At 68.7% G+C, this 20,000-nt stretch carries 17 protein-coding genes; 15 read left to right on the top strand and 2 right to left on the bottom strand.

Going from position 1 to position 20,000, the window contains the following annotated elements; translation table 11 throughout:
• The first annotated feature begins 16 nt into the window (after window positions 1–16).
• Together VXD91_RS29405 and VXD91_RS29400 are read left to right on the top strand one after the other, a co-directional pair.
• Window positions 17–577: a sigma-70 family RNA polymerase sigma factor gene (locus tag VXD91_RS29405; protein ID WP_318987047.1), complete on the top strand. Its 561-nt coding sequence runs from the start codon at window positions 17–19 to the stop codon at window positions 575–577.
• A gap of 71 nt (window positions 578–648) precedes the next feature.
• Window positions 649–1,176, top strand: coding sequence for a hypothetical protein (locus VXD91_RS29400; protein ID WP_318987037.1), 528 nt, complete (start codon window positions 649–651; stop codon window positions 1,174–1,176).
• Window positions 1,177–1,198: 22 nt separating this feature from the next.
• Here the strand turns inward: VXD91_RS29400 and mycP are convergent, their stop codons facing one another.
• Entirely contained in the window at window positions 1,199–2,470 is a 1,272-nt protein-coding gene (gene mycP, locus VXD91_RS29395) for a type VII secretion-associated serine protease mycosin (protein ID WP_318987048.1), read from the bottom strand.
• A 29-nt stretch (window positions 2,471–2,499) separates the two neighbouring features.
• A complete protein-coding gene (eccD, locus tag VXD91_RS29390) occupies window positions 2,500–3,768 on the bottom strand; it encodes a type VII secretion integral membrane protein EccD (RefSeq protein ID WP_318987038.1) in 1,269 nt (422 codons plus the stop codon).
• Window positions 3,769–4,005: 237 nt separating this feature from the next.
• Here eccD and eccCb point away from each other — a divergent pair, with 237 nt between their 5' ends.
• From eccCb to glmM, 13 genes are all read left to right on the top strand, one after another.
• Complete coding sequence (eccCb, locus tag VXD91_RS29385) at window positions 4,006–7,434, top strand: type VII secretion protein EccCb (protein ID WP_318987049.1); 3,429 nt, start codon at window positions 4,006–4,008, stop codon at window positions 7,432–7,434.
• A complete protein-coding gene (locus tag VXD91_RS29380; RefSeq protein ID WP_318987039.1) occupies window positions 7,431–8,573 on the top strand; it encodes a type VII secretion-associated protein in 1,143 nt (380 codons plus the stop codon). Before eccCb ends, VXD91_RS29380 begins: the two co-directional genes overlap by 4 nt.
• A 74-nt stretch (window positions 8,574–8,647) precedes the next feature.
• On the top strand, window positions 8,648–8,971 hold the full coding sequence (locus VXD91_RS29375) for a WXG100 family type VII secretion target (protein ID WP_318987040.1): 324 nt from the start codon (window positions 8,648–8,650) through the stop codon (window positions 8,969–8,971).
• 13 nt (window positions 8,972–8,984) lie between these two features.
• Window positions 8,985–9,281, top strand: coding sequence for a WXG100 family type VII secretion target (locus tag VXD91_RS29370; RefSeq protein ID WP_020101486.1), 297 nt, complete (start codon window positions 8,985–8,987; stop codon window positions 9,279–9,281).
• A gap of 161 nt (window positions 9,282–9,442) precedes the next feature.
• Window positions 9,443–10,735, top strand: coding sequence for a GAF domain-containing protein (locus VXD91_RS29365; protein ID WP_318987041.1), 1,293 nt, complete (start codon window positions 9,443–9,445; stop codon window positions 10,733–10,735).
• A 112-nt stretch (window positions 10,736–10,847) separates the two neighbouring features.
• The gene (gene adh / locus VXD91_RS29360; protein WP_020101488.1) at window positions 10,848–12,371 is read left to right on the top strand and encodes an aldehyde dehydrogenase; all 1,524 of its coding nucleotides are present in this window, start codon (window positions 10,848–10,850) and stop codon (window positions 12,369–12,371) included.
• A 203-nt stretch (window positions 12,372–12,574) separates the two neighbouring features.
• Window positions 12,575–14,020, top strand: coding sequence for an ethanolamine permease (gene eat / locus VXD91_RS29355; RefSeq protein ID WP_226519435.1), 1,446 nt, complete (start codon window positions 12,575–12,577; stop codon window positions 14,018–14,020).
• The gene (locus VXD91_RS29350) at window positions 14,017–15,426 is read left to right on the top strand and encodes an ethanolamine ammonia-lyase subunit EutB (RefSeq protein ID WP_029119809.1); all 1,410 of its coding nucleotides are present in this window, start codon (window positions 14,017–14,019) and stop codon (window positions 15,424–15,426) included. Before eat ends, VXD91_RS29350 begins: the two co-directional genes overlap by 4 nt.
• Window positions 15,423–16,199: an ethanolamine ammonia-lyase subunit EutC gene (eutC, locus tag VXD91_RS29345; RefSeq protein ID WP_226519434.1), complete on the top strand. Its 777-nt coding sequence runs from the start codon at window positions 15,423–15,425 to the stop codon at window positions 16,197–16,199. The genes VXD91_RS29350 and eutC overlap by 4 nt, the downstream gene beginning before the upstream one ends.
• A 24-nt stretch (window positions 16,200–16,223) precedes the next feature.
• Window positions 16,224–17,498, top strand: a complete 1,275-nt coding sequence (locus tag VXD91_RS29340; RefSeq protein ID WP_226519433.1) for a haloacid dehalogenase-like hydrolase — start codon at window positions 16,224–16,226, stop codon at window positions 17,496–17,498.
• Between the two features lie 177 nt (window positions 17,499–17,675).
• Window positions 17,676–18,119 (top strand): 50S ribosomal protein L13, encoded by a 444-nt coding sequence (rplM, locus tag VXD91_RS29335; protein ID WP_061007206.1) that lies wholly within the window; start codon window positions 17,676–17,678, stop codon window positions 18,117–18,119.
• Between the two features lie 11 nt (window positions 18,120–18,130).
• On the top strand, window positions 18,131–18,580 hold the full coding sequence (gene rpsI / locus VXD91_RS29330; protein WP_212814639.1) for a 30S ribosomal protein S9: 450 nt from the start codon (window positions 18,131–18,133) through the stop codon (window positions 18,578–18,580).
• Between the two features lie 89 nt (window positions 18,581–18,669).
• The coding region (gene glmM, locus VXD91_RS29325) for a phosphoglucosamine mutase (protein ID WP_346417051.1) at window positions 18,670–20,000 on the top strand (1,331 nt) is incomplete at its 3' end.

Raw genomic sequence — 20,000 nt, 5'->3', positions numbered from 1 at the left:
CGGGGTGGGAATGGTACTGAGCAGGGATGGATTGTTGGAGCGGCTCTCCGACGATGCGCTCGCCCGCCGCGCTCAGCGCGGCGACACGGAAGCGTTCGACATTCTGGTGGTGCGCCATGCGCCGGCGCTGCACCGGTTTGTCGCAAACACATACCCGGATCGCGACGAGTGTGACGACATCGTTCAGGAGACGTTCATCGCCGCGTGGAAGGCGCTGCCCACATTCGGCTTTCGGTCGCAATTCCGCACCTGGTTGTTCTCGTTGGCGTCGCGCAAGACGGTCGACGCCCTCAGGCGCAGGCGCCCCCAGAGCGATCTCGACTCGGCTCCCGACATCCCGGAGTTCGCGCCGGGGCCGGGCCAGCGCGCGCTGTCCAGAGAATTCTTGACTGCGCTCACTCGCGAACTGAACCTCCTGCCCTATCCGGCTCGCGTGACGTGGTGGCTGCGGGAGGTATATGACATGCCACTCGCGGAAATCGCTACGGTGTTGCACACCACCGAGGGCTCCGTGCGTGGACACCTGCAACGCACCCGGCTGCGGCTGGCCGCGGCACTGGAGGAATTCCGCCCATGAGCGCGCCACGGCAATGGATTTGGCCCGACGACCGCGCATCGGGGGCCGTGTCACATCAAACTGGAGGTTCGATGCCCAGCAATGCCACGGATGACGACGACGCCACCGCACAGTCGACGGCGTGGATCGCCGATGCCACGCGCGCGCTGGCTGGACTGCAAACCTCACCCGGCGATACCGAGAACCACGCGGTTGACCCGCGCTGGGGCCAAGGCACCGCAGCACTCGACCGGCTGCGCGCCAGCATCGCTCAGCACATCGCCGGCCTGCCGCGCCAAGGACGGCCGATTCGTACCTCACTCAGGGGCATCAGCATCACGCACCTGGTCTTGGCCAAATTGCTGACCTGGCAATTGGCCGAACCCGCGGCAGCCGTCTCGGCTGCAGTCGCCGACGTCGAGGTCATCGTCGACCGGCATTCGGTCGAGGAGGTTCATATTCACCTCGTCGCGGTCGGAACAGAGCCACGCGATACGACGTACCTGCACGACGGCGACAGTCTTCGCGAGTACGCGGCTGTCGTCATCGCGGAACTCATCGGCACCGCACCGCGTATCACCCTGACATGGGAAGACGTTGCGCTACCGCCCGACGCTTAGTTGGCCGCTCGACGGACCTCGACTATCGCCGTGACCGTCGCCGCCCGGTCACGGCGACAGCTGCCACCATGATGCACAGGGCGGTGCCGAGGAAGGCGATGCGGCGCGATGGTCGGTGGTTGGGACCGGGCGTGGGCGCTGTCTGCGCGGTCGACACCCGTGCTGGGGCAGGTGTCGGTACACCGCCGCTCACCGCGGCGAGTGGGTCGATGACGCCACGCCCGATCTGGGGGTTCCAGCCGTCGGCCGGATGGCGCGCGGTCTCTTCGATGCGGGCCATCACCTGGCGGGCCGACAGCTGCGGCAGTCGCGAACGCACCAGTGCGACAACACCACTGACGACGGGCGCGGCGTAGCTGCTGCCCGACAGCGGGCGCCCGTCGGGCCGGCTGTCGACCAGTCCGTCGCCCTGCGCGTTCAGTGACACCACCGCCTCTCCGGGCGCGGCGACGTCGACCCACGGTCCGGCCAGGCTGAATTGTGACGGCGTCCCGTTCGGGGTGACCGATCCGACGGTGAGCACGTAGTCGTCGTACCAACCCGGGCTGACGACTGTGTGCACGGTGTCCCAGTCCGGCGCGCCCGGACGTTTGGGATCCGACAGCGGATTCTGCTCCGCGCAGTCGCCGCTCGCGTTGCCGGCCGCGGCGACGACCACGACGTTGCGGACATCGACCGCATAGGCGAGGGCGGCGCCCAACGACCGGTCATCGAGCGGGTCCGCGGCGGGCATGCAGGCGACCGACGAGATGTTGATGACGGTGGCGCCCGCGTCGGCGGCCGAGCGCACCGCACGGGCGAGCGTCTCGACATCGCCGACACCCGATATCTCATGATCGTCGGTGAGCCGGAACTTGTTGCTGGACTGGCGGATTGCCATGATCGTGGCCTCGGGTGCCACTCCGCCGAAGGTCCCGGTGTCCGACGCGGTGGCGCCGATCAGGCCGGCGATCGCCGTACCGTGACCGTCACAGTCCTGCGTACCGTCGCCGGACGAGACGTAGTCACCGCCGGCGACCAGGTGGGGGAGCAGTCGGTGCCGGGCCACGCCTGTGTCGATCACCGCCACCAGCTGTCCGCTGCCACGGGAAAGCGGCCACACCGCAGCAAGATTGAGCATGTCGGGTTGGTGTGCAGGACGGGCGCCGGCCGGTTTGGTCGTCGCACACCGGTCCGATTGTTCGGTCCTGCCGGGCGGCGCCGGGGCTGCGGGCCCGGGAAGTTGGCCGTGATCAACAGGTTTCGGCGCGATGGCGTGGGCGCACGGTGCGGCCGCCGCGATCGTGATCGTCATGGTGACGGCGACGATCTGTCGCAGGGTGCTCACAGACCACACGCCAGATGAAAGATGTCTGCGGCCCAGAGCGCGCACGGTGGCACGGCGACCAGTGCCACGTATTCGAGATGCACCAGGCGCCGGCCCACCGAGGCGCTCACCCGCCCGATTCGCTGGGCGCCAAGGACCACCGCGATGACGCCGCCGCCGAGCCAAGCGGCCCAGCCGGGGAATGCCATTGCGGTGACGGCCAAAGTCGCAGCGGTACAGACCATTCCGGCGACGATTACCGCCCATCGCCGTGTCGGATGCCGATAGGACGGTGCCCGCAGCGCAATCGCGGCCGTTGCCACCCAGATGAACACGACCGTCGGGGTCCGGGACGCGTGGACGGCGCCCGCTGCAACCACGACGGCGCCGGCCGCCGCGGCACCGGCCGCGCCCACGACCATCGCCGTGAGCACCCGCTGTGCCAACTCGATGCGTGGCGGATCACCATCGGTGACCGTCGCCGAGCGCGGCGTGAGTCCGGCGACGGTGACGGCGCACCGCGGCGCGGCCGACAGCACCACCAATGCCGCCACGGTGGTGGCCACCCCGGTACTGGCCAGCGGCACCGCCCACGCGCTCGCGGCAGCGGACGCCACCATCACCGGTGCCGTAAAGGCCACGGCTGCAACGGATACGTACAGCACACCGAACCGGAGGAGGACGAGGGCCACCGCGAATGCCGTCGCCGATCCGAGCAGGATGTTGGGCGCCGCCGGGGTACCCGGTACCGCCGAGAATCCCGCCACGAAAGCGAGCACGACGGTGGCGGCCGGCCACGCGGCACGGCCGGACCGCCATGACATCGTCAACGCGGCCACCACGCCACCACAACCGACAGCGGCTGCCGTGAAGGAGTCGCCGCGCGCAGCAGACCAGAGCAGCAGCGCGGACGCGACAGTCACCGCCCACAGACACAGCACTGGCCCGAGCCGATGGTCAGTGGGGTCGGACGGCGCCTGGTCGGCGGCCATCGCCGCCGTGTGCCTACTCAGCGCGCCCAGTTCGGGAGTCGTGTCGTGCTGCAGCTGCAGGATGTCACCGTCGTGAACTTCGTTTTGCCGCAACGACAATGATCCGTCGACCGGATCGCCGGCAGTCCGGCTCAGGCGCCAACTGACGCCTTCCGGCGCTTGCGGATGTGTCAGCGCCACGATGTCAGGCAGTAGCGAGTCCACAGCGGCGCCCGCAGGCAGCACCAGATCGGTGGTGTCGCTGGTGCGTTCACCGTCGGACCGTACGGACAGCCGACACACTGATTCAGACATCGCGCCCCCCGGATCGACATGCCGATCTCACCGTAACCGCGCATCGGGCCCCTAACCGACACGAAAATCGATGGAACCGAACGATGCCGGGGGACGTCTGATAGTTCGATGGAATTCACCAGAGTCGCACGATCTCCCGTGGCCCAACCGGCTACGGAAGACATCGAGGTCCGCACGCCGCCACAGGTGCCGCGACTGCCGACGGGCAACGTCGTCACCCGCGTTGCACCTGTGCTCATGCTGCTGGCGATGGCCGGCATGATGGTGTTCTACTTCCGCTCGGGTCCGGCCACCGGCCGCAACCCGATGTTCCTGTTGTTCCCGGCCATGATGGTGTTGTCACTGGTCGCCAGCACGGTCCTCGGGTCGCGGGGTGCGCGCCGGGCCGGTGAGATCGACGCCGATCGGCGCGAGTACCTGGTGTATCTCGACGCGATCGGGGATTGTGCGGAGCGTACCGCCGTCGAGCAGCATCGCGCACTGCATCAGCACCATCCGCCGCCCGACACGCTGTGGACCTTCGCCGGATCCGGCCGGATGTGGCAACGCCGTTGGAGCGATGACGATTTCACCGAGATCCGCGTCGGCCTGGGACAGTGCCCGCTGCGCACCAGACTGGTGCCGGCGCCGGCGATCGGTGACGAGATGACTGATCCGCTGACCGCCTCGGCCCGCGATCGGCTGCTGCGAACTGCCGCGACCGTCCCCGATGTCCCTGTCACCGTCGTGGTCAGTCAGCTCCGGCGGGTGGATGTCGGCGGCGACGATCCACGCGGCCAGGCACGCGCCCTGGTGTGCCAGCTGGCGGTGTGGCATGGACCCGACCAGCTGAAGATCGCCGCGGTCACCGGATCGGCCGAGTGGGACTGGTTGAAATGGCTACCGCACCACTATCGCTCGGGCGTCCTCGGCGGGCAGCCATTGCGGTTTGCCGAACCCGCTGCCGTCACTGCTCTCGCCGGATGTCATCTGGTGGTGCTGGTCGACACTCCGGCGGCGGCTGGTTTCGTGGACACCGACGTGGTGACACTGGTGGTGATCGGCGCGCCGGGAACGGCGTCGACGTTGCCGCCGTGCTCGACCACCGACACGCTCACGGCTACGCAAGCGGAGACCTGCGCACGCCGGGTGGCGCGCTACCGCCTGGCCGGCGGTGCGGAGTCCACCCGCCGACATCATGATCGGACGGGCGGCGCGGACGGCAACTGGCCGACTCGTCCAGACCGTCAGCGGCTGCGCGTGCCGATCGGCACCGACGACACCGGGGCGACGGTCGACCTCGACCTCAAGGAACCCGCCGAGCACGGCATGGGTCCACACGGCTTGTGCATCGGCGCAACAGGTTCCGGCAAATCCGAATTCCTGCGCACACTGACGTTGCGCCTGATCAGCACCCACTCGCCGGACGAGCTGAATCTGATCCTCGTCGACTTCAAAGGCGGTGCAACGTTTCTCGGCTTCGAACAGGCCAACCACGTCGCGGCCGTCATCACCAACCTGGCGCAGGAAGCACATCTGGTCGCCCGGATGCACGACGCCCTCGCCGGCGAACTGACGCGGCGCCAAGGACTGTTAAGGGCGGCCGGCAACCTGTCCGGTATCGGCGACTATCGGCGGGCACGCGCGGCGGGTCCCGACCTGCCGCCGCTGCCCGCCCTGTTCATCGTGGTTGACGAGTTCTCCGAATTGCTGAGCCAGCATCCCGATTTCGCGGAGCTGTTCGTCGCCATCGGCCGCCTCGGCCGCTCATTGGGCGTTCATCTCCTGCTGGCCAGCCAGCGTCTCGACGAGGGCCGCCTGCGCGGACTGGACACCCATCTCTCGTACCGGGTCTGTCTCAAGACGTTCTCGGCGGCGGAGTCCCGCGCCGTCATCGGGGTCACCGACGCACATGAGCTGCCCGGAACGCCGGGTGCGGGGTTGCTGCGCACCGCGGACGGAAAGCTGGTGCGATTTCACGCCGACTTCGTCTCCCGGCCGGTGCCGCAGAGTCACGACGAGCCTGCCGTTCCGCGCCTGTTCACCGTCGAGGCCCCGGCGGTCACGCCTGACCGGCCGGCCGGTCCGACGTTGATGGATACGACCTTGCGCCGGCTGGCCGGTCGCGGTACGCGCGCTCACCCGGTCTGGCTGCCGCCGCTCGCTGGTTCGCCCGCGTTGTCCGAGCTGCTGGCGGCCGACACCGACAGCGGTCCGCTGCGGGTCCCGATCGGATTGGTGGACAATCCGTTTCAGCAGCGCCGCGAGCCGCTGGTGGCTGACCTCAACGGGTCCGGTGGGCATGTGGCCATCGTCGGCGGCCCGCGCTCGGGGAAATCTGTTGCGCTGCAGACGCTATTACTGGGCCTCGCTGTGACCACGCCTGCCGGCGGCCTCAGCGTCTACGGCCTCGATCTGGGTGACGGTGCGCTGATGGCGTTGCGGCGGCATCCTCACGTCGGCACCGTCGCCGGCCGGAACGAGCCGGAGTTGTTGCGGCGCATTGTTTCCCAGCTCGCCTCGCTGTGCCGCCGGCGTCAGGACTTCCGGCAGCAACACGGCCCCGAAGCGCCCTTTCCGGACAATTACGGTGAAGTCGTCCTGGCGGTCGACGGTTGGGCCACGCTGCGTCGGGAATTCGATGCGCTGGAGGAGCCCATCACGGCCATGGCGGCACAGGGCCTGTCGGTCGGGATTCACGTGGTGCTGACCGCGAATCGGTGGGCGGAACTGCGGCCGATGCTGAAAGACCACCTCGGCACCCGGATCGAATTGCGGCTCGGTGACCCGGCCGAGTCCGAAATGGACCGCCGCCGAGCCCATCTGCTCACCACCTGCCCGCCCGGCCGGGGCCTCACCAGAGACGGCAAGGAGTTCGTGATCGCGCGGCCCGAGCTCGACCGGGTCGCCACTCATCAGTCCCGGGCGCCCCGGATCGAATTGCTGCCGCAACGCGTGGACTACGCCGCGCTCGCGGCTACCGTCGAACGCCCGCCGCGGTACGTCATCGGCCTATCCGACGAGGACGTGCAACCGTTCGCACTGGATCTTGGTGCCGATCCGTACCTGATCGTGTTGGGCGACACGGCGTGCGGCAAGACCGCGGCGTTGCGGACGCTGTGCCGCGCGATCGTCGAACAGACCGATCCCGCGCGGGCTCAGCTGCTGATCGTCGATTTCCGGCGATCGTTGTTGGGGGTGGTGCAATCGCCGCACCTGTGCGGCTACGCGATGTCGGCCGTGACGACCGCCGCCGAGCTCGACGCGACGCTGTCCCTGCTCGCCGCCCGGCTACCGGGATCCGGCGTCACACAGCAGCAGTTGCGGGACCGGTCGTGGTGGTCGGGTCCCGACATCCACGTCGTGGTCGACGATTACGACCTCGTCGTAGGCGCCGCGGGAAATCCGTTGAGCCCCCTGCTCGACCTCTTGTCGCACGCCGCGGACATCGGGCTCCATCTCGTGGTCGCGCGCCGCTCCGGCGGTGCCGCACGCGCAATGTTCGACCCGCTGCTGTCGCGCATGCGCGACCTGGGTGCGACGGGCATCGTCATGAGCACCAGCCCGGACGAAGGGCCGCTGCTGGGCGCCGCACGGCCGATGACGCTGCCGCCCGGCCGGGCCGTCGTGGTGCGTCGCGGTCAACCTGACCAGCTGATCCAGATCGGCTGGACCGAGCCACCATGACGGTCGTGGTGGTCGGGCCGACGACGATCCTCGGTCCGGGAGACATTGACGCTGACCTCGTCTCGTCAGCGCTGGAGTGCATCGACGAGCCACTGGGCCTGCTCGGCGCGGACGTCCGCCCCGCCGAACGCATCTGGCGCGACGTCATGGCTGCGGCGGCAGGCGCCACCACGGCCATCACCGTGGTGTGTCCGACGTGGTGGTCGCGGTCGCGGCTCGAGCGAGTTCGGACGGCGTTGCCCACCAGCGCTTCTCACGTCGTCACAGAGCGCAGAACCGATGCCCTCCGAGCGGCCGGCGGCGAACCCGATTGCGCGGTCGTCGAACTGGGGGAGGACGTCGTGACGATCTCCCGCCCAGGGGCGTACGCCTCCGTCGTGCGGCGCACCGGGAGCGACACCGCGGAGGCGGTCATCGCACGAATCACCTGGGATACCCCGCTGGTGATCGACGCGCCCATCGGCGTTCCCGGCGCTGCACCCCTGGCCGCCGAAATACAAGCGCTGCTGCAGGATCAGGGCGTCCCCGCACAGATTCTGAGTTGCGCCGATCTGCTCGACCAGGCCGACGAGGACAGCACCCGCAGCGCAGCAGAGACCCGTTCACCGCGGGCGCGCATCGCGATTGCCTTCGCCGCGGCTGTCGCGGTCATCGGCGCTGGGGCACTGGGCCTGTCCAACAGAGACGCCCCAGCGCCGCCGGTCGCCGCTGTCGCTGACCCGGAGCTCACGTGGCTCGTGGAAGGCCGGGTGGCGGTACAGATCCCGGTGCGGTGGACGGTCGATCGGGCACTCGCGGGCGCGGGATCAGCCCGGCTGCAGATCATTTCGCCCGACGACCGCGGCCAGATCATCCACCTCACCCAATCGTTCGTACCCCGGGAGCAGACGCTCGACGCGGCGGCGCGATCGCTGCGGGAGGCGTCGGCGAAGCTGCCCGACGGGGTCATCGTGGATTTCCAGGAGGCCGGCGTCAGTGCCGGGCGCGCGGCGGTGCGGTACCGCGAGGTACGCGACGGGCGGACGGTCGAGTGGTCGGTGCTGCTCGATGGGCCGGTCCGGATCGCCGTGGGATGCCAGGGTGCGTCGGTCCGCTCGGCCTGTGACGCCGCGATCCGCTCGGCGCGCCGGACCGACTGAAAAAACTTGGGAGGCAAGGGAACCGAATGCTCGCCGCAAACGTCTGAACTATCAAACCAAATGGAGAGGAAATCATGACAGCTCCGGAAAGTGGCGCCCTGACTGCAGATTTCGATCTGATGACGGGGATCGCCGGCAAGGTCGAGGTCCGCAACGAGGAGATTCGGGCCATGCTCGGCAACTTCATCGGGCAGATGACGGCCATCCCGCCGACGGTGTGGGGCGGTGCCGCGGCGACCCGATTCCAGGACGTGGTGAACCGGTGGAACGGCGAATCGATGAAACTGCACGCGTCACTGCAACGGATCGCCGAAACCATCCGCTCGAACGCGGCGGTGCTGAGTCAGGCGGCCGACTCCCATGCCCAGCGCATCGGCGCCACCGGCCACGCGATCTGACGGGACAAGGCACATGCAACCGGCACTGTCGTACCACTTCGGCGAGATCGAATTCACCGTCCGCCAACAAATCCATGCCACGTCGGCGCGGATGAACACGTCGCTGGAAGAGCTCCGGCACCTCGTCGCGCCGCTGCAGCAGACGTGGACGCGCGAGGCGGCCGAAGCCTTCCAAGCCGAGCAGGCCCGCTGGAACCAGTCGGCGGCCGCGCTCAACGACATCCTGCACAGCCTCGGCAACGCCGTCCGTGACGGCGCCGACGACATCGCCGCCACCGACCGGCGTGCGGCGGGCGATTGGGTCTTCTAGCCCACCCAAGCCCTGTGCGGTCCTGCCCCTGGAAGGAGAGCCGGGGGCGGGGCCGCACAGTCGTAGCCGCGCCGGGGCCCAACGTGTGTCCTGGAACACCCTGGTCGACTACCCTGGCGGCCACGCAGGTGTGTATCCGACCTGCGAGGAGTGTGAGTGTCGTGGGAACCAGCCGCACCGAGGGGTCGCCGGCCGGCTCCACGCTGCGCGCAGTACACCAGCGTTTCGTCACCGGCGAGATCGACGCCCAGCACCTGGACCCTGCCGCCGTCCGTCCCGTCATCGCCGACAGTTGGCGCCGCAGCCTGGCCACGGGCGTGGACCCGGACCTCGGCGGCGCGCAGTTCACGCCCGTCGTGCCCAAGACCCTGGACCAGCTCCGCGCCGAACAACCCATCGCGGCCGCCCTGCCGGTGATCCGGAAACTCCTGGTGGAGGACGCCAAGGACAGCGGTGTCATGGTGGCGGTGGCCGCGGCCGACGGCACGCTGCTGTGGGTCGAGGGCGACAAGACGGCCCTGGGCCGCGGCGAGGCCATGAACTTCGTGCCGGGCGCCGACTGGAGCGAGCGCAGCGCCGGCACCAACGCCCCGGGCACCGCGCTGGCGCTGGACCGGGAACTGCAGATCCACGGCTCGGAGCACTTCGCCCGCCTGGTGCAGCCCTGGACGTGCACGGCGGTGCCGGTGCACGACCCGACGACGGGCGAGCTCATCGGCTGCGTCGACCTGACCGGTGACAGCCAGATCGCCTCGGCCCAGACCCTGGGCCTGGTGCGCGCGACGGTGATGGCCATCGAGAACCACCTGGCCCTGCAACGGCTGCTGCAGCCGGCGCCCAACCCGGTGACGAGGGCCCGCCTGACGGTGCTCGGCGGTGACCGCCCGCGCTGGGTCGCCACCGGCGACGACGGACAACCGCGCCAGCACACCCTCAGCGGCCGGCACGCCGACATCCTGGTCCTGCTGAGCCGTCATCCCGAGGGCCTGAGCGCCGATCATCTCGCAATGTTGTTGGACGACAACGATCTTGACTCAGTCACCATCCGCGTCGAGATGTCCCGTCTGCGCCGGGTCATCGGCGCGCAGTACGTGGCGTCACGGCCATACCGGCTGCTCACCCCGATCGATAGTGACGTCGCCGACGTCTTCGCTGCGCTGCACCGCGGCGATGTCGACGCCGCGCTGTCCCACTACTCGGGTGCGCTGCTGCCGCAGTCGGTGTCGCCGGCGATCGCCCGGTTGCGCACCGAGCTGGGGGAGAGCCTGCGCACCGCGGTGCTGTCGGCGTCCGCGGCCGGACACGTCGGCCTGTTGCGCCGGTGGCTGGCCCTGCCCGACGGCCGCGACGACCGGCACGGCTGGCAATTGCTGCGCAACCACCCATCCGCGGACGCCGTCGTGCGGGCGCAGGCGGTCGGGCACCTGGCGGGATTGGACGCCGACCTCGGCTGACGGGCTCCGGTTCCATCGCGTTCAACGATGCAACTGTGTTGCAACCCACTTCTGCGTACCGTTAGTGACCAGCAGCACACCTGTGTTTGTCACCCACTGGAGGAGTGAACCCATGACTGTTTACGCGCGTCCCGGTGCCGAGGGTTCGGTGATGACCTACCCGGCCCGCTACGACAACTTCATCGGCGGCGAGTGGGTGGCACCCGCTGCCGGTCGCTACTTCGAGAACCGTACCCCGGTCACGGGTGAGGTGTTCATCGAGATCGCCCGCTCGGACGAATCCGACATCGAGAAGGCGCTGGACGCCGCGCACGCCGCCGCGCCCGCCTGGGGCAAGACCTCGCCGGCCGCTCGCGCCCGGGTGCTGAACCTCATCGCCGACCGCATGGAGCAGAACCTCGAGGCCATCGCCGTCGCCGAGTCCTGGGACAACGGCAAGCCGGTCCGCGAGACCCTGAACGCCGACATCCCGCTGGCCGTCGACCACTTCCGCTACTTCGCGGGTGTGCTGCGGGCCCAGGAGGGCTCGATCTCCGAGATCGACGACGACACGGTCGCCTACCACTTCCACGAGCCGCTCGGCGTCGTCGGCCAGATCATCCCCTGGAACTTCCCGATCCTGATGGCCGTCTGGAAGCTGGCCCCCGCGCTGGCCGCCGGCAACGCCATCGTGCTCAAGCCCGCCGAGCAGACCCCGGCGTCGATCATGTACCTGTTCTCGCTCATCGGCGACTTGCTGCCGGCGGGTGTTGTCAACGTGGTCAACGGTTTTGGCGTCGAGGCCGGCAAGCCGCTCGCCTCGAGCAACCGCATCGCCAAGATCGCCTTCACCGGTGAGACCACCACGGGCCGGCTGATCATGCAGTACGCCAGCCAGAACCTGATCCCGGTCACCTTGGAGCTGGGCGGCAAGAGCCCCAACATCTTCTTCAACGACATCATGGCCGCCAACGACGACTTCCAGGACAAGGCGCTCGAAGGCTTCACCATGTTCGCGCTGAACCAGGGCGAGGTCTGCACCTGCCCGTCGCGCAGCCTGATCCAGGCCGACATCTTCGACGAGTTCCTGGCGCTGGCCGCGATCCGTACCAAGGCCGTCCGTCAGGGCGACCCGCTGGACACCGAGACCATGATCGGTGCGCAGGCCTCCAACGACCAGCTGGAGAAGATCCTGTCGTACATCGAGATCGGCAAGTCCGAAGGGGCACAGCTGATCACCGGTGGCGAGCGGGCCGAGCTGGGCGGGGACCTCAACGGCGGCTACTACGTGACGCCGACGGTGTTCTCCGGCCACAACGGCATGCGCATCTTCCAGGAGGAGATCTTCGGGCCGGTGCTGTCGGTGACGTCGTTCAAGGACTACGACGACGCCATCTCGATCGCCAACAACACCCTGTACGGCCTCGGCGCCGGTGTGTGGTCGCGCAACGGCAACGTCGCCTACCGGGCGGGCCGCGACATCAAGGCCGGCCGCGTGTGGACGAACTGCTACCACATGTACCCCGCGCACGCCGCGTTCGGCGGTTACAAGCAGTCGGGCATCGGCCGCGAGAACCACAAGATGATGCTGGACCACTACCAGCAGACGAAGAACCTGCTCGTCTCGTACTCGACGAAGGCCCAGGGATTCTTCTGATGAGTGCTCGCGCGAGGAAACGAAGCGCGTAGCTCCCACGAACCGCGAGCGCCCGCGTACCCCCCGAATGCGCGGGCGCTCGCTTCCTTTTTCGGTCGACGCTTTCCAAAAGCGTTCGGCGACACAATGATCAAGGCCGGCACCAGATGACTCCTGGGGGCAGGCCAGTTCGGCATCAGCCATCCCTCTTTCAGGAGTTCGCAGTGTCCATCACCAACCCACCCAGTGAGCACTCCGCTCGCGGTGTCGAAGAGCACGTCGAGAGCAACGAATACCTCGCGAAACGTCAGCTGAAGAAGGGCACGGCCGGCTGGCTGCTGCTCGCCGGCCTCGGCGTCAGCTACGTGGTGTCCGGGGACTACTCCGGCTGGAATTTCGGTCTGGCACACGGCGGTTTCGGTGGCCTCGCCATCGCCGCCGTGATCATCGCCGGCATGTACCTGGCTCTGGTGCTGGGCATGGCCGAGCTGTCCTCGGCGCTGCCGGCCGCCGGCGGTGGTTACACCTTCGCCCGTCGCGCCCTGGGCCCGTGGGGCGGTTTCGCCACCGGCACCGCGATCCTCATCGAGTACTCGATCGCCCCCGCCGCCATTGCGACGTTCATCGGCGCCTACGTGGAATCCTTGGGGCTCTTCGGGATTCACAACGGCTGGTGGGTGTATCTGGCGGCCTACGCCTTCTTCATCGGCATCCACCTGTCCGGCGTCGGTGAGGCGCTCAAGGTGATGTTCGTGATCACCGCCATCGCGCTGCTGGGCCTGGTGATCTTCGCGGTCTGTGCCATCGGCCAGTTCGATGTCTCCAACCTGACCACCATCGCGGTCGACGTCAACGCGGCCGGAGCGTCGGCGATCCTGCCGCACGGCTACCTCGGCATCTGGGCCGCAATCCCGTTCGCCATCTGGTTCTTCCTGGCGATCGAAGGCGTGCCGCTGGCCGCCGAGGAAACCGCGAACCCCGAGAAGAACGTGCCGCGCGGCATCATCGCGGCGATGACGGTCCTGCTGGTCACTTGCGCCATGGTGCTGGTGCTCACCACGGGTGTCGGTGGCGCGCAACAGATGTCGGCCTCGGGCAACCCGCTCGTCGAGGCGCTCGGTTCCGGCGTCGGCGCCAAGCTGGTCAACTACATCGGCCTGGCCGGCCTGATCGCGAGCTTCTTCTCGATCATCTACGCCTACTCGCGCCAGCTTTTCGCCCTGTCCCGCGCGGGCTACCTGCCGACCCAGCTGTCGGTGACCAACTCCCGCAAGGCGCCCACACTGGCGCTCATCGTCCCCGGCGTCATCGGCTTCCTGCTGTCGCTGACCGGCAAGGGTGACCTGCTGCTGAACATGGCGGTCTTCGGTGCCGCCATGAGTTACGTCCTGATGATGGTCAGCCACATCGTGCTGCGCCGCCGCGAGCCGAACATGCCGCGGCCCTACCGCACCCCGGGCGGCATCGCGACCACCGGCTTCGCGCTCGTCATCGCCGTCGTCGCGGTCATCGCCACCTTCCTCGTCGATCCGTTCGCCGTGGGCCTGTGTCTGGCGGTGTTCGCCGCCTTCATGCTCTACTTTGCGGTCTACAGCCGGCACCGTTTGGTGGCAAACTCTCCTGATGAAGAGTTCGCGATGCTCGCAGAAGCCGAGGACGAGCTGAAATGAAGTACCACCAGCGGATTTCGGGGGTGAACCACACCTTCGACGGGCTTGTGGATTTGATGGCCAAGGCCACGCCGCTGCGCTCCGGTGATGAACTCGCCGGGTGCGCGGCCCACAACGACGCCGAGCGGGCCGCCGCGGCGTGGGCACTGGCCGACCTTCCGCTGGACACCTTCCTCAATGAAGCGGTGGTGCCGTACGAGACCGACGAGGTCACCCGGCTCATCATGGATTCCCATGACCAGCAAGCCTTTTCGGAAGTCTCCCACTTGACGGTGGGAGGTTTCCGGGACTGGCTGCTGGACGCGGTGGCCGGTGACGACGCCGCCGCGAAGATCGCGGCCGTCGCCCCCGGCATCACGCCGGAGATGGCAGCCGCGGTCTCGAAGATCATGCGGAACCAGGATCTGATCGCCGTCACCGCGGCCACCCAGGTACACGCGGCCTTCCGCAGCACCATCGGGTTGCCGGGCACCCTGGCCACGCGACTGCAGCCCAATCACCCGACCGACGATCCGCGCGGCATCGCCGCAGCCGTGCTCGACGGACTGCTGATGGGATGCGGCGACGCCGTCATCGGTATCAACCCGGCCACCGACTCGCCGCAGGCCACCGCCGACCTGCTGCACCTGCTCGACAACATCCGCAGCCGCTACGACATCCCGGCGCAGTCCTGCGTGCTGTCGCACATCACCACCACCATCGGCCTCATCGAGGCCGGCGCTCCGGTGGACCTGGTGTTCCAGTCCGTGGCGGGCACCGAGGGTGCCAACAAGGCCTTCGGTGTCGACATGGCGCTGCTGCGCGAGGGCAACGAGGCCGGCCGGTCCCTGAACCGCGGCACCGTCGGCAACAACGTCATGTACCTGGAGACCGGCCAGGGCTCGGCGCTCAGTTCGGGCGCCCACCTCGGCACCGGCGGCCGGCCCGTCGATCAGCAGACGCTGGAGACCCGCGCCTACGGCGTCGCCCGCGCGCTGGATCCGCTGCTGGTCAACACCGTCGTCGGCTTCATCGGGCCCGAGTACCTCTACGACGGCCGGCAGATCATCCGGGCAGGGCTCGAGGATCACTTCTGCGGCAAGCTGCTCGGCCTGCCGATGGGCGTCGACGTCTGCTACACCAACCACGCCGAAGCCGACCAGAACGACATGGACACCCTGCTGACGCTGCTGGCCGCGGCGGGTTGCGCCTTCGTCATCACCGTCCCGGGCGCCGACGATGTCATGCTCGGCTACCAGAGCCTGTCGTTCCACGACGTCGTGGCGGTCCGCCGGACGCTCGGTTTGAAGCCGGCTCCGGAGTTCGACGCCTGGCTCAAGAAGGTGGGGATGACCGACGACTCCGGCAAGCTGACCAAGTTCGATCTGCAGCGCTCGGCGCTGCGGGCGCTCACCGCGGCGGGATGACGATGACCGAAGATCTCGCAATCCAGGAGTTCTGGGACGAGCTCCGCAAGACCACGCAGGCCCGCATCGGGCTGGGCCGCGCCGGCAACGCGCTGCCCACCCGGGAAGTCCTAGAGCTGGCCGCGGCGCACGCCGCCGCGCGGGACGCCGTGCACGAGCCCCTCGACGTCGAGGCCCTCGCGGCCCGAGTCCGGGAGATCGGCATCGGCGAACCGGCGGTGGTGCGCAGCCAGGCCGAGTCCCGCAGCGAGTACCTGCGCCGCCCCGACCTGGGCCGGCTGCCGGCCACGCCCATGGACGTCCCGGAAACCCCCGCCGACATCGGCTTCGTCCTGGCCGACGGGCTCTCGCCGTACGCGCTGGCCAAGCACGGTCCGGCGCTGCTCGCCGAGCTCGTGACGCGGCTGGGCGACCAGTACACCCTCGCGCCGCCGGTGATCGCCACGCAGGCCCGCGTGGCCCTCGGTGACCACGTCGGCGCGGCGCAAAAGGTGCGGACCCTGCTGGTGATCATCGGGGAGCGGCCTGGTCTGTCCGTGGCCGACAGCCTGGGCATCTACCTGACGCATCTGCCGATGCCGGGGCGCACCGACGCCGACCGCAACTGCATCTCGAACATCCACCCGCCCGAGGGACTCGGCTACGCCGAGGCCGCGCGCGTCGCGGCGGGGTTGGTGTCCGGTGCCCGCGCCCTGGGCCGCTCGGGCGTCGACCTCAAGGACACCTCCCGCGACACCTCGCTCGAAGCGCCGGGCGCCGCAGAACTGACGTGACACTCACCTGACACCAGGAGAACCGTGACCCGCATGACCCGACTGGCCTCCGCCGCTGCGCTGGCCGGCCTCCTCGCCATGTCCGGCTGTAGCAGCCACGACAGCACGCCGGCAGCGCAGTCGCCCGCCACCAGCACGGCGTCGTGCCGGACGCTGGCGCAGAACTCCGCTTGGTACGGCGACAACCGCGACCGGATCGACGCCATGCTGGCCAAGCTGGGCACGTGCGGCGCCGCCGGTTCGGTGACGAAGGGTGCGCCGCTGGCGTTGTTCGACTGGGACAACACCATCGTCAAGAACGACATCGGCGACGCCACGTTCTTCTGGATGGTGCGCAACGGCAAGCTCCGGGCACCGGCCGACGGCAACTGGGCGTCCACCAGCGCGTTCCTGACGCCGCCGGCCGTCGCGGCCCTGGCCCGCGCCTGCGCCGCGGCCAAGCCGGGCCAGCCGATGCCGACCGACACCGACACCGCCTGCGCCGACGAGCTGGTGTCGGTCTACACCGATGCCAAGACCAAGGCCGGGGAGCCGGCCTTCGCCGGGTTCAACGCGCGGCGCATGGAACCGGCGTACGCCTGGGCCGCACAGATGCAGGCCGGGTGGCGCGAAGCCGAGGTGGTCGAGTTCGCGAAGACCGCCCGCAAGGAGAACCTCGACGCCCCGGCGGGTACCGAGCAGAAGGTCGGCAGCAGCACGCAGACCGGCTGGGTGCGGTACTACCCGCAGATGCGCGACCTGGTGGAAACCTTGCACGCCAACGGTTTCGACGTGCGGATCATCTCGGCGTCGGCCGAACCGGTGGCCCGGGTGTGGGCGGAAGAGCTCGACATCCCGGCCGACCACGTCATGGGCGTGCGGACCGAACACGACGGCGATGTGCTGACGTCGCGCCTGGTGCCGTGCGGCGGCGAGCCCGCCATCACGTACATCGAGGGCAAGCGCTGCCGCGTCAACGAAGAGGTGTTCGGCGTGACCGGCCCCGCCGCGTTCACCCAACAGCCCGAGCCCAAGCGCGCGGCCTTCGCCGCCGGGGACTCCGACACCGACGTCACGTTCCTCACCGACGCCACCGCGCTGCGGCTGGTGCTCAACCGCAACAAGACCGAGCTGATGTGCACGGCCTACGACAATGCGGGCGGCAACTGGCTGGTGAACCCGATGTTCATCGATCCCAAGAAGCAGGCCGAACCGTACGCCTGCGCCACCAAGGGATACATCGAGCCGACGGGCGCCAAGGGGCCGCTGCACCGGCCGGACGGCAGCGTCGTGCCCGACCAGCAGGACCGGGTGTACTGACCAGCTCCGCGTTTTGACCTGCGGTGACGCACCCGGGTAAGCTCCCACGTTGGTGCGCTGCAGGCCGTCAGGCCAATGCTTCCCGGGTCACCGTCGGTCGCCGGGAATTCGCAGGTCGCGTACTTGACCGGCACCCGGATAGCACCGGGACTCAACCCGAGAAGAAGAGGTATAGCTGTGCCTACATTCACGCCGAAGGCGGGTGACACCACGCGTCAGTGGTACGTCATCGACGCCCAAGACGTGGTGCTCGGCCGGCTCGCCGTTGCAGCAGCCAACCTGCTGCGCGGCAAGCACAAGCCGACGTTCACGCCCAACTCCGATGAGGGTGACTTCGTCATCATCATCAACGCCGAGAAGATTGCCCTGTCGGGCAAGAAGCTCACCGACAAGTTTGCTTACCGTCACTCGGGTTTCCCGGGCGGTCTGAGCAAGCGCTCCATCGGCGAACAGCTGGTGAAGCACCCGACCCGCACCGTTGAGAACGCGATCGTCGGCATGCTCCCGCACAACAAGCTGTCGCGCCAGGTGCAGAAGAAGCTGAAGGTGTACGCGGGTCCTGATCATCCGCACGCCGCGCAGCAGCCGATTCCTTACGAGATCAAGCAGGTGGCCCAGTGACTGAAGTCGACGTGACTGAAGTGACCGAGTTCGAGGTGGCCGAAGAGTCGGCACCGCGCGAGCCCGTGTACATCGACCGTCCGATCCAGACCGTTGGCCGCCGCAAGGAAGCCGTCGTCCGCGTTCGTCTGGTGCCCGGCACCGGCAAGTTCAACCTGGACGGCCGCAGCCTGGAGGACTACTTCCCGAACAAGGTGCACCAGCAGCTGATCAAGGCCCCGCTGGTGACCGTCGACCGCGTCGACACGGTGGACATCTACGCCCACCTCGACGGTGGTGGCCCCTCGGGTCAGGCCGGCGCGCTGCGTCTGGCCATCGCCCGTGCGCTGATCCTGGTTCAGCCCGAGGATCGTCCGGCACTCAAGAAGGCCGGGTTCCTGACCCGTGACCCGCGTGCCATCGAGCGCAAGAAGTACGGCCTCAAGAAGGCCCGCAAGGCGCCTCAGTACAGCAAGCGCTGATCGTTTCTGCTCGTGGGCGGGCGTGTCGCAGTCTGGACACGCCCGCCTTCGGCGTTTCATGGGGTCATCTGAAGGACGAAAGAAGGTTCATGAGTCGGCTGTTCGGCACCGATGGCGTCCGTGGCGTCGCAAACCGTGATCTGACCGCGGAGTTGGCGTTGGCGCTGGGTTCAGCCGCCGCCCGCCGCCTCTGCTCGACCTCTGGCGCCGGTCGCTGCGTCGCGGTCGTCGGACGAGATCCCCGGGCCAGTGGCGAGATGCTGGAGGCCGCGGTCATCGCCGGCATCACGAGCGAGGGCGTCGACGTGCTGCGGGTCGGCGTGCTGCCGACCCCCGCGGTGGCGTACCTGACCGCGTCGTATGACGCGCAGCTCGGCGTGATGATCTCCGCCTCGCACAACCCCATGCCGGACAACGGCATCAAGATTTTCGGCACCGGCGGGCACAAGCTCGACGACGACACCGAGGACCGCATCGCGGAACTGGTCGCCGCCGGTCCGGGTACCCGGCCGACGGGCGCCGGCATCGGCCGCGTGCTCGAGGCCGCAGACGCCCTGGACCGCTACCTCACCCACGCCGCCAAGGCCGCCGTCGCGCCGCTGGCCGGGCTGACGGTCGTCGTCGACTGCGCGAACGGCGCCGCCTCGACGGCCGCCCCGCAGGCATATCGAGCGGCCGGCGCCACAGTTATAGCGATCAACGCCGAGCCGACGGGCCTCAACATCAACGACGGCTGCGGCTCCACCCACATGGCGCAGCTGCAGCAGGCCGTCATCGACCACGGCGCCGACCTGGGCCTGGCCCACGACGGCGACGCCGACCGCTGTCTGGCCGTCGACGCGTCGGGCGCCCTCGTCGACGGTGACGCGATCATGGTGGTGCTGGCGCTGGCCATGCGCGACGCCGGCGAGCTGGTGTCGAACACCTTGGTGGCGACCGTGATGAGCAACCTCGGCCTGCACCTGGCGATGCGGGAGGCCGGCATCGAGGTGCGCACGACGGGCGTGGGGGACCGGTACGTGCTCGAAGAGCTGCGCGCGGGACGGTTCTCGCTCGGCGGCGAGCAGTCCGGCCATATCGTGATGCCCGAGCTGGGCACCACGGGCGACGGCATCGTCACCGGACTGCGGCTCATGTCGCGCATGGCGCAGACCGGGTCGAACCTGGCGCAGCTGTGTGCGCCCATGAAGACGTTGCCGCAGGTGCTGATCAACGTCGAGGTGGCCGACAAGGCCACGGTCGCCCAGGCGCCGGCGGTGCAGACCGCGGTCGCCGAGGCCGAGGCCGAACTCGGCGACACCGGCCGAATCCTGTTGCGCCCCTCCGGAACCGAACAGGTGGTCCGGGTCATGGTGGAGGCCCCAGATGAAATCACGGCGAGGACCGTCGCGTTCCGCGTCGCCGAATCCGTCAGCGAGCA

Origin of the sequence: Mycobacterium sp. SM3041, from assembly GCF_039668335.1 — a bacterium.
Lineage (GTDB): Bacteria > Actinomycetota > Actinomycetes > Mycobacteriales > Mycobacteriaceae > Mycobacterium.
This window is presented reverse-complemented; position numbering and strand designations above follow the sequence as displayed.